General features: G+C 69.3%; 14 protein-coding genes. 10 read left to right on the top strand and 4 right to left on the bottom strand.

Annotation, left to right across the window (positions count from 1 at the left end; translation table 11 throughout):
* The first annotated feature begins 35 nt into the window (after positions 1-35).
* The 9 genes from ACZ7M7_RS04600 (at position 36) to ACZ7M7_RS04640 (ending at position 8,820) form a co-directional block, all read left to right on the top strand.
* Positions 36-980: an aromatase/cyclase gene (locus tag ACZ7M7_RS04600; RefSeq protein WP_383610888.1), complete on the top strand. Its 945-nt coding sequence runs from the start codon at positions 36-38 to the stop codon at positions 978-980.
* Positions 981-1,011: 31 nt separating this feature from the next.
* Entirely contained in the window at positions 1,012-2,514 is a 1,503-nt protein-coding gene (locus ACZ7M7_RS04605) for an FAD-dependent monooxygenase (RefSeq protein WP_472112749.1), read from the top strand.
* Positions 2,515-2,598: 84 nt separating this feature from the next.
* Complete coding sequence (locus ACZ7M7_RS04610; protein ID WP_383624569.1) at positions 2,599-3,867, top strand: beta-ketoacyl-[acyl-carrier-protein] synthase family protein; 1,269 nt, start codon at positions 2,599-2,601, stop codon at positions 3,865-3,867.
* Positions 3,864-5,072, top strand: a complete 1,209-nt coding sequence (locus ACZ7M7_RS04615; protein WP_472112751.1) for a ketosynthase chain-length factor — start codon at positions 3,864-3,866, stop codon at positions 5,070-5,072. The genes ACZ7M7_RS04610 and ACZ7M7_RS04615 overlap by 4 nt, the downstream gene beginning before the upstream one ends.
* Before the next feature lie 85 nt (positions 5,073-5,157).
* Positions 5,158-5,421, top strand: a complete 264-nt coding sequence (locus ACZ7M7_RS04620) for an acyl carrier protein (RefSeq protein WP_383610900.1) — start codon at positions 5,158-5,160, stop codon at positions 5,419-5,421.
* Positions 5,422-5,436: 15 nt separating this feature from the next.
* The gene (locus ACZ7M7_RS04625; protein WP_383624574.1) at positions 5,437-6,621 is read left to right on the top strand and encodes a cytochrome P450; all 1,185 of its coding nucleotides are present in this window, start codon (positions 5,437-5,439) and stop codon (positions 6,619-6,621) included.
* 25 nt (positions 6,622-6,646) lie between these two features.
* A complete protein-coding gene (locus tag ACZ7M7_RS04630) occupies positions 6,647-6,835 on the top strand; it encodes a ferredoxin (RefSeq protein WP_383610906.1) in 189 nt (62 codons plus the stop codon).
* A gap of 36 nt (positions 6,836-6,871) precedes the next feature.
* A complete protein-coding gene (gene fabD, locus ACZ7M7_RS04635) occupies positions 6,872-7,843 on the top strand; it encodes an ACP S-malonyltransferase (protein WP_383610909.1) in 972 nt (323 codons plus the stop codon).
* Entirely contained in the window at positions 7,840-8,820 is a 981-nt protein-coding gene (locus ACZ7M7_RS04640; RefSeq protein ID WP_472112755.1) for an acyltransferase domain-containing protein, read from the top strand. The genes fabD and ACZ7M7_RS04640 overlap by 4 nt, the downstream gene beginning before the upstream one ends.
* Before the next feature lie 62 nt (positions 8,821-8,882).
* Here ACZ7M7_RS04640 and ACZ7M7_RS04645 read toward each other — a convergent pair whose 3' ends face one another.
* The 4 genes from ACZ7M7_RS04645 to ACZ7M7_RS04660 form a co-directional block, all read right to left on the bottom strand.
* Positions 8,883-9,497 (bottom strand): hypothetical protein, encoded by a 615-nt coding sequence (locus ACZ7M7_RS04645; protein ID WP_472112757.1) that lies wholly within the window; start codon positions 9,495-9,497, stop codon positions 8,883-8,885.
* Between the two features lie 491 nt (positions 9,498-9,988).
* The gene (locus tag ACZ7M7_RS04650) at positions 9,989-10,594 is read right to left on the bottom strand and encodes a response regulator transcription factor (protein ID WP_383610918.1); all 606 of its coding nucleotides are present in this window, start codon (positions 10,592-10,594) and stop codon (positions 9,989-9,991) included.
* Positions 10,595-10,817: 223 nt separating this feature from the next.
* Entirely contained in the window at positions 10,818-11,807 is a 990-nt protein-coding gene (gene rfbB / locus ACZ7M7_RS04655) for a dTDP-glucose 4,6-dehydratase (protein ID WP_383610920.1), read from the bottom strand.
* A complete protein-coding gene (locus tag ACZ7M7_RS04660; RefSeq protein ID WP_383610923.1) occupies positions 11,804-12,871 on the bottom strand; it encodes a glucose-1-phosphate thymidylyltransferase in 1,068 nt (355 codons plus the stop codon). Before ACZ7M7_RS04660 ends, rfbB begins: the two co-directional genes overlap by 4 nt.
* 239 nt (positions 12,872-13,110) lie before the next feature.
* On the opposite strand from ACZ7M7_RS04660, the gene ACZ7M7_RS04665 reads away from it, so the two are divergent.
* A complete protein-coding gene (locus ACZ7M7_RS04665) occupies positions 13,111-13,638 on the top strand; it encodes a MarR family winged helix-turn-helix transcriptional regulator (protein ID WP_472112762.1) in 528 nt (175 codons plus the stop codon).
* Positions 13,639-13,709: the final 71 nt, after the last annotated feature.

Raw genomic sequence — 13,709 nt, forward strand, 5'->3', positions numbered from 1 at the left:
GAGGCACCCCGTTCCCGAACGAGCCGGGAGGCATCATGTACGGACCCCACGTCCACGAAGTCGAACACGAGATCACGGTCGACGCCTCGGCCAAGGCCGTCTACCAACTGCTGGAAGAGGTGGAGAACTGGCCACAGATCTTCCCGCCGAGCGTCCACGTCGAGCGCATCGAGCGGAAGGGTGAGTACGAGCGGATCCGGATCTGGGCGACGGCCAACGGAGCTGCGAAGACCTGGACCTCCCGGCGGCGGCTGGTGCCGGCCGAGGGCCGGATCGAGTTCCGCCAGGAGGTGTCCAGCCCGCCGGTCGCCGCGATGGGCGGCGCCTGGCTCGTCGAGGCTCGGGGCGAGGACCGCTGCCGGGTGCGACTGCTGCACGACTACCGGGCGGTGGACGACGACCCCGAGGCACTGGAGTGGATCGCCACCGCCGTCGACCGCAACAGCCGGGCGGAGCTGGGCGCGCTCAAGACCGAGGCCGAAGCCGCGCTCCGCGGCGCCCAGGTACGCCTCACGTTCGAGGACACCACCCAGATCGCAGGGCGGGCCGAGGATGTCTACCAGTTCATCGACGCGGCCCACCTGTGGCCGCAACGCCTCCCGCACGTCGCGCGGGTGAACCTCCAGGACGACGGCGGACTCCAGCTGCTGGAGATGGACACCCGCGCCGTCGACGGGACCACCCACACCACCACCTCGGTACGGGTGTGCCTGGCTCCGGACCGCATCCACTACAAGCAGACCCAGCTGCCCGCGCTGATGACGCTGCACACCGGGCAGTGGCGGTTCGAGGAGAACGCCGACGGCGTGCTGGCCACCTCGCAGCACACCGTCTCCGTCAACGAGGCCAACATCGCGGCGGTCCTCGGCCCGGACGCGGGGCTCGACGACGCCCGGGCGATGGTGCGCAAGGCGCTGGGGACCAACAGCCTGAGCACCCTCGCCCACGCCAAGGCGCATATCGAGGGCAGCGGCGCATGACCCCACGAGGGGGTCCCCCGGGGCCCGGGCGATGACGCCACCGGATCCGGCCGAAGCCGCCCACGTCCTGGTGGTCGGGGCCGGTCCGGTCGGGCTGCTGCTGGCGGGTGACCTGCGGCTGCACGGAGTACGTGTGACGCTCGTCGACAGGCTGGCCGCGCCGATGACGGAGTCGCGGGCCTCCCAGCTGAACGCCCGCACCATGGAACTCCTGGACCAGCGCGGGCTGCTGGAGGCGTTCGGTGAGCTGACGCACGAACCGCTCAGCCACTTCGGCGGCCAGTCGTTCCGGGCCGACGGGGGCGGAAGCCGGTACACCGGCAACTGGAAGGTGCCCCAGTTCCGCACCGAGGCGGTGCTGGGGGACCGGGCCCGCGCACTGGGCGTGGACCTCCACCGGGAGCACGAACTCCATGACCTCACCGTCAGGGACGAGGGCGTGGTTGCCGCGTTCCGCACGCCCGACGGGCCCCGGACCCTGCAGGCCGCCTACGTGGTGGGGTGCGACGGCGCCGGCAGCACGGTACGACGCCTGGCGGGGCTCGACCTCGACGGCAACGCGGCGACGCGGGAACTCCTGCGCGCGGACATCGCCGGTGTGGACGTACCCGCCTACCGCTTCGAACGGTTCGTGCGCGGCTTCGCCACCTCGGCGAGACGGCCCGACGGGGTGACCCGGGTCATGGTGCATGCCTTTGGCCGGCTCCCGGGAGGGCGGACCGGACCGCCTCCGTTCGACGAGATCGCGGCGGTGTGGGAGGAGGTCACCGGCCACAGCATCGCGAGCGCGTCGGCGAGTTGGACCGACGCGTTCGACGACGGCTGTGTGCAGGCGACGTGCTACCGGCGGGGCCGGGTACTGATCGCCGGTGACGCCGCACACGCGCACATGCCGGTCGGCGGCCAGGCGCTCAACCTCGGCCTCCAGGACGCGGCGAACCTCGCCTGGAAGCTCGCGGCGCAGGTGTACGGCCGGGCTCCGGCCGGGCTGCTCGACAGCTACCACACCGAACGTCACCCCGTCGGACGCCGGGTGCTGGAAAACGTACGGGCCCAGGGCCTGCTCCTGTTCGGCGGCGCCGGGACGGAGCCGGTCCGCCGGGTGCTCGCCGAACTCCTCGCCGAGCCCGGGGCCCGCGCCCTCCTGGACTCCATGGTCAGCGGCCTGGACGTCCGCTACGACGTGGGCGCCGGCGACGCCCCACTGCTGGGCGAGAGGCTCCCCGACATCGATCTCACCGTGGACGGTGAACCCACCACGGCCACCCGGCTCCTCGGCGACGGCCGGGGCGTCCTGCTCACCCTGACCCGCGACGGGCGGCGGACTACCGCCGGAGCGGCCCGGGAAGCGGCCCGCGGCCGGGCCGACCGAGTGCGCGTGGTCGACGGCGCGAGCCCGGCGGACCTCGGCGGAGCCACCGCGCTCCTCGTACGCCCCGATGGGCACGTCGTCTGGACCGACCGGGCGCAGACGTCCCTGCACCACGCCCTGGACCGCTGGTTCGGCGCCGCAGCAACCGTCCCCCGGGTCTGAGCACGCATCCGCACAACAGCCTTGCTGGGAGGTCCCCAGCACGTTCGGCATCGCATTCCTGACGTATTTCCGGAAGGAAGAATCATGAGGCGACGAGTCGTCATCACCGGCATAGGGGTGCTGGCACCGGGAGGGGTCGGCACCAAGAACTTCTGGGCTCTGATCAGTGAAGGGCGCACGGCGACCAGAAAACTGTCGCGCTTCGACCCGGCGCCCTACCGCTCCCGGGTCGCCGCCGAGATCGACTTCGACCCGCGGGAACACGGCCTGCGTGCCCAGGAGATCCGTCGGATGGACCGGGCCACCCAGTTCGCCGTGGTCTCCACCAACGAGGCGCTCCTCGACAGCGGACTGGAGCTGTCGGCGATCGACCCGCACCGGATCGGCGTCACGATCGGCAACGCCGTCGGAGCCACCACCAGCCTGGAGGACGAGTACCGGGTGGTGAGCGACGACGGGGCAAGGTACCTGGTCGACCACACCTATGCGACACCGCACCTGTACGACTACCTGATCCCGAGCTCGATCGCGACCGAGGTCGCGTGGTCGATCGGCGCGGAGGGGCCGGGCACGGTCGTGTCCACCGGCTGCACCTCGGGGATCGACGCCGTGGGGCACGCCGTCGAGCTGATCCGCGACGGAGCGGCCGACGTGATGATCACCGGTGCCACGGAGGCGCCCATCTCGCCCATCACCGTTGCCTGCTTCGACGCGATCAAGGCCACCAGCGTCTTCAACGACGACCCCGAGCACGCTTCCCGCCCGTACGACAGCACGCGCAACGGCTTCGTCCTCGGGGAAGGGGCCGCGGGTTTTGTACTGGAGGAGTACACCAGCGCACGCAGGCGCGGGGCGACCGTCTACGCGGAGATCACCGGCTACGCGGGCCGCAGCAACGCCTACCACATGACCGGACTACGGGCGGACGGCGTCGAGATGGCCGAGGCGATCACCGCCGCGCTCGACGAGTCCCGGCTCAACCCGGCCGACCTCGACTACGTCAACGCCCACGGCTCGGGCACCAAGCAGAACGACCGGCACGAGACGGCGGCCTTCAAGCGCAGCCTCGGCGAGCACGCCCACCGGGTCCCGGTGAGCTCCATCAAGTCGATGGTGGGCCACTCCCTCGGGGCGATCGGCTCCGTCGAGATCGCCGCGTCCGCGCTGGCGATCAAGGAGAACGTCGTACCGCCCACCGCCAACCTGCACCACCAGGACCCCGAACTGGACCTGGACTACGTCCCGTTGACCGCACGCGACTGGCGCACCGACCGGGTGCTCACGGTCGGCAGCGGGTTCGGCGGATTCCAGAGCGCCATGGTCCTGACCGACCCGGAGAGGGGGGCCGCATGACGGCCACAGCAGTGACCGGACTGGGTGTCATCGCGCCCAACGGCGAAGGAACCGAGGCCTATTGGAAGTCGACTCTCGCCGGGGTCAGCGGCATCGGCGAGCTCACCAGGTTCGATGTCGCCGACTATCCGGCGAAGCTGGCCGGCGAGGTGCGGTTCGACGCCGCCGCGCATCTGTCGAGCCGCCTCATCCCGCAGAGCGACCGCATGACGTGGCTCGCCCTCGCCGCCGCCGACTGGGCCCTCGCGGACGCGGGCGTCGCGCCGTCGGACCTGCCCGACTTCAGTGCGGGCGTGATCACCGCGGCGACGGCCGGCGGGTTCGAGTTCGGCCAGCGCGAGCTGGAGAACCTGTGGAGCAAGGGCCCCAAGTACGTCAGCGCGTACCAGTCCTACGCCTGGTTCTACGCCGTCAACACCGGCCAGATCTCCATCCAGCACGGGATGCGGGGACCCAGCGGGGTCGTCGTGAGCGAGCAGGCGGGTGGGCTCGACGCCATCGCCCAGTCCCGTCGGCAGATCCGCAAGGGCACGCAGCTGATCATCTCGGGCGGCGTCGACGGCTCGCTCTGCCCGTGGGGCTGGGTGGCACAGATGGCGGGCGACCGCATGAGCACCTCCCGGGACCCCGAGGGCGCCTACCTCCCCTTCGACGCGCGGGCAGCCGGCCATGTGCCGGGCGAGGGCGGCGCCCTGCTCGTGCTGGAGAACGCGGAATCCGCACGGCAGCGGGGCGCTGAGGTGTACGGAGAGATCGCCGGGTACGCCGCGACGATGGACCCGCGGCCGGGCAGTGGGCGCGAGCCCGGGCTGCGCAGGGCCGTCACGGCGGCGCTCGACGACGCGGGGATCACCCCCGCCGAGGTCGACGTGGTCTTCGCGGACGCCGCCGCGGTGCCCGAACTCGACCGGATCGAGGCCGACGTGCTGAGCGCCCTCTTCGGCCCGGGCGGGGTGGCCGTCACCGCTCCGAAGACGATGACCGGACGCCTGGCGGGCGGAGCCGCCTCGCTCGACGTCGCGGCGGCGCTCCTGTCGATCCGTGACGGCGTCATCCCCCCGACCGTCAACGTCGCCTGCGCGGACGAGTACGACCTCGACCTGGTCACCGAGGCCCGCTGGACCTCGGTGCGTACCGCCGTGGTCCTGGCTCGGGGCCAGGGCGGGTTCAACTCCGCGGTCGTGGTGCGGGGAACGGACAAGTGACCCCACCGCGCCGCGCACAGCTCATTCCGGCACCGGGTGCCCCGTCCGGCGGCCGGCCCCATCCCCCTTCGAACAGGACGGACGCATGAGCAACCAGTTCGGCATTGAGGATCTCAAGCGCATTCTCCGGGAGGGCGCGGGCGGCGGCAGCGTACTCGAAGCCGACATCCTGGACATCGCCTTCGCGGATCTCGGATACGACTCGCTCGCCCTGCTGGAGACCGGCAGCCGGATCGGCCGGGAGTACGGCCTGGAGTTCGAGGACTCGGCGCTCGTCGACGTCGACACCCCTCGCGACCTCGTCCGGGTCGTCAACGCCCACCTTCTGGATCACTCCGCCCACAGCTGACCTGAGGAGATCCGCATGACGACGCTCACGATTCCCCATACCGACATCGACCCCTACTCCGACGAGTCGATCCTCTCGCCCTACGAGGACTACCGGCGGCTGCGCGAGCTGGGCCCGGTGGTCTGGCTGGAGGCCCATCAGGTCTTCGCGGCCGCCCGCTACCGGGAGGTCTACGACGCGCTCCACGACCCGACGACCTTCTCGTCGGCCTCCGGCGTCGGGCTCACCGAGACGCTCAACAAGGCCCAGAAGGGCAGCAGTTTCACCAGCGATCCGCCCTACCACGGATATGTGCGCGGCCTGGTGGCCCGGCACCTCAAGCCCAAGGCGCTGGAGGAGTTCCGGGACTACATCGCGGGCTGGGCCGACACCCTCGTCGACCAGCTCATCGAGAAGGGCACCTTCGACGCGGTCACCGACTTCGCGCAGGCGTTCCCGCTCGCCGTCGTGCCCGACCTGCTCGGCTGGCCCGTCGAGGAGGGCAAGGAGCGGCTCCTCGAGTGGGCGACCGCCGGGTTCAACGCCTTCGGCCCGCTCAACGAACGCACCATGGCCGGGTTCCCGCTGCTCCAGGAGATGTCGGAATTCCTGCAGCGGATGTCGGTCCCGGGCAATCTGCGGCCGGGCAGCTGGGGCGCCCAACTGGTGAGCGACGCCAAGGAGGGCAAGATCGAGGAGTACCTCCTGCCCGGGCTCCTGGGCGACTTCCTGGCCCCCTCGATGGACACCTCCGTCAGTGCGCTGTCCAGCATGATGTGGCTGTTCGGATCACACCCGGACCAGTGGGATCTGCTGCGCGGCGACGAGTCACTCATCCCGTCGGCGTTCAACGAGATCATCCGCATCGAATCCCCTCTGCGCGGCTTCACCCGGCTGGCCACCCGCGACCGGGAGCTGGGGGGCGCACCGGTGGCCGAGGGCTCACGGGTGCTCTTCCTGTACGGCTCCGCCAACCGCGACGAGCGGCAGTGGACCGACCCGGAGAAGTTCGACGTCCAGCGGCCCGGCGTCGCCCAGCACGTCGGCTTCGGCCATGGCATCCACGGCTGCGTCGGTCAGGCGCTCTCCCGCCTGGAGGGCCACAGCCTTCTGAAGTCACTGACCGGCAAGGTGCGTTCGATCGAGATCGGTGAGCCGACCTGGCGCCTGCACAACACGATCCGAGGCATCGCGTCCCTGCCCGTGACGCTCCACCCCTGATCCGCGTCGACGGAAGGCCGCCGAGATGAGGATCACCGTCGACCGGAGCCGTTGCGAGGGGCACGGGCTGTGCGAAGGCGCGGCCCCCGCTCTGTTGCAGGCCGACGAAGGCTACGCCGAGCTCCTCTTCGAGGGCGAGGTGCCGGCGGATCAGCAGGCCGCCGCCACACGTGCGGTTCGGGTGTGCCCCATCGCGGCGCTCAGGGTGACCTGAGCGCCGCGGTTCCGCAGAAGGGAAGTGGTATCGAACATGAGCAGGACAGCCTTCGTGTTTCCGGGGCAGGGTTCGCAGCGCGTCGGCATGGGCCGCGCGCTGGCCGAGCGCCACCCCGAATTTCTCGCGTCCCACTACCGGGTCGCCGACGAGATCCTGGGGATTCCGCTGAGCGAGCTGTGCCGGCAGGGACCGGCAGAGGAACTGCGCGCCATGCCGGTGACCCAGCCGGCCGTCTTCCTGACCAGCGTCGTGGCTCTCGAAATACTCCGGACGTACGGGGTCGAGCCCGACGCCGTGGCCGGGCACAGCCTGGGCGAGTTCGCCGCGATGGTCGCGGCGGGCGTGCTCGACTGGACCGTCGGCCTGCGCCTGGTCCGGCTGCGCGGGGAGTTGATGGAGTCGGTCAACCGCAGCGTCCCGGGCAGCATGGGCGCGGTCATCGGCCTGACGCTGGACGAGGTCGAGGAGCTCTGTGTCCGGGCAGCCGCCGAGGCCGGCGAGGTGGTCGAGATCGCCAACCGCAATGACCACCGGCAGATCGTGGTCTCCGGTCACCGGGGCGCAGTGGCCCGCCTGCTCGAACTCGCCGAACAGGCAGGCGCGCGAAGGGCGTTGACCCTGGAGGTGGGCGGCGCGGCACACTGCAGCCTGCTCTCCGGCATCGAGGTGGAGTTCGGCCGGGAATTGGCGGCGTTGCCTCTGCGTGACCCGGTGATCCCGGTGTTCTCGGCGGTCACCGCCGCGCCGGTGCGCACCGCCCGGGAGGCCGCCGACTGCCTACGACGGCAGTTCACCGGCCGGGTGCTGTGGGCCGACACCGCCGAGGCACTGGCGAAGGAGGGCATCGACCGGTTCGTGGAGGTCGGACCGGGCAAGACGCTGAGTACGTTGTGCGGTCGGCTGTGCCCGGACGCCGAGACCTTCAGGACCTCCGAGGGCGACCACCTGGACCAGGTGCTCAAGGCCTTCGCGGTGCCGGACCGGCTGAAGGCGGGGTCGGCATGAGGGGGCGGCCCTTCGTCCTGATGCTGCCGGGGCAGGGCTTCCAGCACGCGGGTATGGCCGTCGAGCTCTACAAGCGGGAGCCGGTCTTCACCGCCGTGGCCGACGCGTTCCTCGAAGCTCTCGGGCCACGGGGGACCGTCGTCCGCGACGACTGGCTGGCTTGCGTGGACGGCGCACCGGCGGACCGGGGCACGACCGCGCAGCCCTTGCTTTTCATGATCGGATACGGCATCGGCCGGGTACTGGCCGACCGCGGGATCCACCCCGCCGCGCTGATCGGCCACAGCGTGGGAGAGCTGGCCGCCGCCACGCTGGCCGGGGTGTTCGACCCGCAGGCCGCCGTCCGGATCATCGCGGGCCGCTGCGCCGCGCTCGCCGAGGCCCCGCCCGGCGGGATGCTGGCGGTGGCGGGCGCACCGGAGGAGGTGCTCGACCGCCTCCGGAACAAGTCACTGCGGCAGGACGTGGTGCTGGGCGCCCACAACGGCCCGCGCCAGACGATACTCGCGGGGCCCGAGCCCCAGCTGTCCGAGGCCGCGAGCGCCCTGGGTGAGGCGGGCATGATCGTGCGTCGGGTGCGGGCGCTCGAACCGTGGCACTCACCGGCGATGGACCGGGCTTCCCGGGCCTTCGGCGAGGCGATCGCGGCGGAGACACTGCGTCCGCCGGGCATCCCGGTCCTGTCGACCCGCACCGGACGGTACGTCACGGAGGCGGAGGCGACCCGTCCGGAGTTCTGGGCGGGGCAGATGGCCGCGCCGGTGCTGTTCTGGCCGGCGCTGAAATCTCTGCTGGACGGGGAGAGCGGCCACGTGGTGGTGGACGGCGGCCCCGCCGCGGCGCTCGCGACCCTGGCCCGCCGGCACCCCTCGGTGGTGGAGGGGCGCAGCACGGTGGTTCCGCTGCTGGCGCCCCCGGGCCGCGATGCCTGGGAGGGCTGGACACAGGGACTGGCCCAGCTGGAAGCGGCTGCCTGAGACACGACCGGGGGGTGGGTGGGGTACGGCCCGTACCCCACCCACCCCCTGTCTGCGTCAGGTCATCCGCCCAACGCGGCGGTGACGTCCGCGTGGTGGTAATAGACCTTGCCGGAGACTTTCTGGCGACGCCACTGGTGCTGATTGGCGAGCCGGTAGATGCTTCCGGCCGGGATGTCGCGCAAAAGCCCGATGTCCGAGACGCTGTACCAGGTGCGGCCGGGGGCCGAACGCCTCTGCATCCCTATTTCCAGGGCCGTCCACTCCTCGTACGCCCACCAATGCGCTTCGTCGGCGCTGCACCGGATCTCCGAAGGCCGCCGGCCGATGCCCGAAGCGGTCTGCACCACGGCCCGGAGTTTTCCGGGGCAACCGGACCGGACGCAGTTGCCGACCGGGACGGTGCGCACCGGCTGCGCCTCGCAGACCCGGCGTGCGGCCCGGGTGAGGGCACCGAATTCCTCGACCGCGTCGAGGGCCGCGCTGTGACTGGTCAGCCACTTCAGGTTTGCCCGGATGAAGCCGGCCAGCAGGTCCACCCTGCGTGGGGGCGCTTCGACGGCGCGCTCGTCCGCGACGAGAGACGCCCAGGACGCAAGCAGCGTGATGATGTGAGCGCGTACGTCGGACGCCGCCGTGTTGAAGGGTATCCCCTGCCCGCGAGCGGAATTCGACACCTTTTCCCGCGGTGCGTGTGTGCCTCCCAGCAGGGCCCCGCAATGAAGATAGAGGGCGGGCAGCCCACGCAGGAAGCCGGAAAGCCGGTCCGTGCACCTTTCGCACAGAACTGCATTGGTGTTCTCTGTGGAGCAGTCGTGCGAACCGTACTGCGTTTCGTGTTTCTCATTGACTGGCGGTGAGCATCCCATAGCAGTGTTTCACTTCCCCCGGCTCCGGCATGTACCGATTACCTTTTCTCACTTCAAAGGTATTCGACAACAAGTCCGATCGGGAGTGCATCTGTCATGAGCGCACCGGGAAAACTTCCGATTCGATCATGGTAAATTCATGCTGGTTCCGTGTGAAATTCACACCCCCTTTCAGGGAATTTAGAGTAATCTAATACCAGGCACCCGCAGGGCCGATACGACGGAACCTTCGACATCTGGACGGGAATCATCCGGCGACGGGGGCCGAATTAACTCTCCGGATGATTCCCGCGGGTCGATCAGAGCCAGCCGGCGTCAACGGCGATACGGACGGCGTCCACGCGCGTGCGCGCGTTGAGTTTTGTCGCCACGGTGGTGAGGTAGTTGCGTATGGTGCCGGGCGAGAGGTGGAGACGTGCCGCTATCTCCGTCACGCCTTCGCCCTCGGCGGCCAGACGCAACACTTCCATCTCGCGGTCGGTGAGGGGAGGCGCCGGTGCCTTCCAGGCGGACACGGCCAGATCCGCGTCTATCACCCGTCGCCCGTCCGCGAGTTCGCGGACCGCGCTGACGAGATTCTCCGGCGGTGAGTCCTTCAGCAGGAATCCGCCGACCCCCATGTTCAAGGCCCTGCGTACCGTTGCCGGCCGCCAGCGATGAGTGAGGATCAGGGCTTGCGTCTTCGGCAGCTCGGCATGAACCTGCTCTATCGTCATCAGATCGTCCTGGCCGGGCATATCGATGTCGATCACCGCGACATCCGGCCGATGCAGACGAGCCATAGGCAATATCTTCGAGCCGTCCCCCAATTCGGCCACAACATCGATATCATTCTCCCGCGTCAGCAGCGCGATAAATGCCCCCCGTACCATATGCACTTCTTCGGCGAGCAGAACCTTGATCACATGCCCTCCAGAGGTGGAACGCAAGGAGCTGGAGACCCCCCGCTACACTGGTCGGACAGGATTCTATCTGCTAATGGGTAACTTTTAAAGGATTCTTTACCTGACGGCTGTATACGTACGCCCGGAGGGCGCCTAGGATGCACCGTCGGCCCATCACTGACCGGCACACCTCCGCGTGATCGAGCGAATGTCCGATCAATTCAGGCCACGGTTCAAAGTTTAATCATCGCAGCGCCGCACGATCCTTCAGCGGCTCCCACCATCCCCGATTCTCTCGATACCAGGAAACTGTCTCGGCGAGGCCCGTGGCGAAATCCTTTTCTGGCCGGTACCCCAACTCGGTGCGGATTTTCGTCCAGTCGACGGAGTAACGCCGGTCGTGCCCCTTGCGGTCGGCGACCCACTCCACCATTTCCCAGCCCGCCCCGCACTCCGCCAACAGCAGCTGCAGTAGTTCGATGTTGGGCAGCTCGGTGCCGCCGCCGATGTTGTACACCTCGCCCGGACGTCCCGCGGTCCGCACCAGCTCGATCCCCCGCACGTGATCATCGATGTGCAGCCAGTCGCGGACGTTGCGCCCGTCGCCGTAGAGGGGGACCTTCTTCCCGTCGAGCAGGTTGGTCACGAACAACGGGATGACCTTCTCCGGGAAGTGGTGGTGACCGTAGTTGTTGGAGCAGCGGGTCACACGTACGTCCATGCCGTGCGTGCGGTGGTAGCTCAGGGCCAGCAGATCGCTCGACGCCTTGGACGCGGAGTACGGAGAGGTGGGACCCAGGGGGTGGTCCTCCGCCCAGGAACCCTCGCTGATCGACCCGTAGACCTCGTCCGTGGAGACATGGACGAAGGTCCGGGTGCCGGCGCGCAGTGCCGCGTCGAGCAGGACCTGAGTGCCCAGCACATTGGTCCGTACGAACGCGGCCGACCCGAGAATGGAGCGGTCCACATGGGACTCGGCGGCGAAGTGCACCACATGGCCGGCCCGCTCGGTCAGCCGGGCGACGAGCTGCTCGTCGCAGATGTCGCCCTGGACGAAGGAGAAGCGGGCGTCGTCGCGGACCGCGTGCAGGTTGGCCGGGTTCCCCGCGTAGGTCAGCTTGTCCAGCACGGTCACCGTGACATCGCCCGGCCCCCCGGCGCCCAGCAGTGTGCGGACGTAATGGGAGCCGATGAAGCCCGCGCCTCCGGTCACCAGGACCTCGGTGGGGTTCATGAGGAGATCTGCACTCGGCTGTGGTCGCCGAGGACTAGTCGGTGGGCGTGCGGAACCGGCGGGGCCGGGACGACGGTGACGTTGCGTCCGATCATGGATGCCTCGACCCGTCCGACTCCCATGATCGACGAGCCCCGCAGCACGATGGAGAACTCGATCTCGCTGTGCTCGATCCGGCAGTCCTCCGACACCGAGGTATAGGCGCCGACATAGGAGTCGGTGATCACCGTGGACCGACCGATCACGGCCGGGCCGACGATGCGCGACCTGCGCACCTGCGCCCCTTCCTCGATCCGGACCCGGCCGATGATCTGGCTCTCCTCGTCGACGTCGCCCTCGATGCGGAGTTCCAGGGTCTCCAGTACCAACCGGTTGACCTCCAGCATGTCCATGACGTTGCCGGTGTCCTTCCAGTAACCGGGCACCGTCGTCGAACGCACGTCCCGCTGCTCGTCGATGAGCCACTGGAGGGCGTGGGTGATCTCCAACTCCCCGCGCACCGACGGTTCGATCGCGCGGACGGCCTCGTGGACGGCCGGTGTGAAGAGGTAGACGCCGACGACCGCAAGGTCGCTCCGGGGCACCGTCGGCTTCTCCTCCAGGGACACGACGCGTCCCGCCCCGTCCAGCTCGGCCACGCCGAAGACGGTGGGGTCGGAGACCCGGGTCAGCAGGATCTGCGCGTCCGGCCGCTCGCGGCGGAAGTTCGCCACGAGGTCCGTGATGCCGCCGACGATGAAGTTGTCACCGAGGTACATCACGAAGTCGGAGTCGCCGAGGAATTCACGGGCGATCACGACCGCGTGGGCCAGGCCGAGCGGTTTGTGCTGGGGAATGTAAGTGATGTCGAGGCCGAATTTCGAACCGTCGCCGACGGCTTCGCGGATCTCGGCCGCGGTGTCACCGACGATGACGCCGACTTCCTTGATGCCCGCCTCGGCGATGGCCTCCAGACCGAAGAAGAGAACCGGCTTGTTGGCGACGGGCACCAGCTGCTTCGCGGTGGTGTGGGTGAGCGGGAGCATGCGGGTGCCGGAGCCCCCGGCCAGAACGAGCGCCTTCATGACGCCCCCGCTGCGTGTGTCTCGGATGTATGCAACGACATTCAGTCCCCCAAGCTTCAGCTGCGGTCGATGCCAGCCTCCGCGACGATCACCTTTGCAGTGCACGTGCCTGAGTCGGGCCACCCGGTCCCCGGCTACCTCCCTGATGGTGTATCTTTACGATGAAGATATTTCGCCCTCGGGTAAGTTGTCAAACCCTGTGACGGAACGGGTCACCCAGGCAGATCGGGAAGTGGAGCATGTCGATGGAGGAACCGGAGTCCGGCGCCCTTGAGGCCCAGCGTGACCGCCTCATGGACGGGCTCCGAGCGTTCGGCGCGAACTACACCGAGTTCACGCAGCGTTTCGCGACCTGGCTCGGGCTCTACTCCACCGACGCCGCCGCCCTGACCGAGATCCTCTATGCGGAGGACCAGGGTGCTCCGCTGTCGCCCGCCCGGCTGAGCGAGCGCATCTCCCTCTCCTCCGGCGCGACCGCGACCCTGCTGAACCGTCTCGAGACGGCCGGACACATCATCCGTACCCGGGAGCACACCGACCGCCGGATCGTGACACTGCGCAGCAGCCCCGATGTCAGGCCACGGGCCGAGGAGTTCTTCGGCCCGTACGCCGAACGCATGGCCGCGGCCATGGCGCAGTACACCCCCGCACAGCTCCAGCAGTTCGAGGACTTCATCGCCCAACTCCGCGGCACCATGGACGACCTGCTCGCCAACGAGTACGACCAGCGCCGCCCGAACGGGTCCCGCCTGCACGGCAAGGCCTGACCCCGGCCCCTTGCCCTCGCACCCGCGCAGCGGCAGGGCCACATCACACAGCGCCCCGGGGCGAACCACTC

It is taken from the genome of Streptomyces sp. NPDC111606, assembly GCF_055656945.1.

Coding starts and splice junctions, on each gene's coding strand:
- rfbB (WP_383610920.1), bottom strand. CDS start 11,807: ATGAACCCCACCGAGGTCCTGGTGACCGGAGGCGCGGGCTTCATCGGC.
- ACZ7M7_RS04600 (WP_383610888.1), top strand. CDS start 36: ATGTACGGACCCCACGTCCACGAAGTCGAACACGAGATCACGGTCGAC.
- ACZ7M7_RS04630 (WP_383610906.1), top strand. CDS start 6,647: ATGAGGATCACCGTCGACCGGAGCCGTTGCGAGGGGCACGGGCTGTGC.
- ACZ7M7_RS04605 (WP_472112749.1), top strand. CDS start 1,012: ATGACGCCACCGGATCCGGCCGAAGCCGCCCACGTCCTGGTGGTCGGG.
- ACZ7M7_RS04665 (WP_472112762.1), top strand. CDS start 13,111: ATGTCGATGGAGGAACCGGAGTCCGGCGCCCTTGAGGCCCAGCGTGAC.
- ACZ7M7_RS04615 (WP_472112751.1), top strand. CDS start 3,864: ATGACGGCCACAGCAGTGACCGGACTGGGTGTCATCGCGCCCAACGGC.
- fabD (WP_383610909.1), top strand. CDS start 6,872: ATGAGCAGGACAGCCTTCGTGTTTCCGGGGCAGGGTTCGCAGCGCGTC.
- ACZ7M7_RS04625 (WP_383624574.1), top strand. CDS start 5,437: ATGACGACGCTCACGATTCCCCATACCGACATCGACCCCTACTCCGAC.
- ACZ7M7_RS04660 (WP_383610923.1), bottom strand. CDS start 12,871: ATGAAGGCGCTCGTTCTGGCCGGGGGCTCCGGCACCCGCATGCTCCCG.
- ACZ7M7_RS04640 (WP_472112755.1), top strand. CDS start 7,840: ATGAGGGGGCGGCCCTTCGTCCTGATGCTGCCGGGGCAGGGCTTCCAG.
- ACZ7M7_RS04620 (WP_383610900.1), top strand. CDS start 5,158: ATGAGCAACCAGTTCGGCATTGAGGATCTCAAGCGCATTCTCCGGGAG.
- ACZ7M7_RS04610 (WP_383624569.1), top strand. CDS start 2,599: ATGAGGCGACGAGTCGTCATCACCGGCATAGGGGTGCTGGCACCGGGA.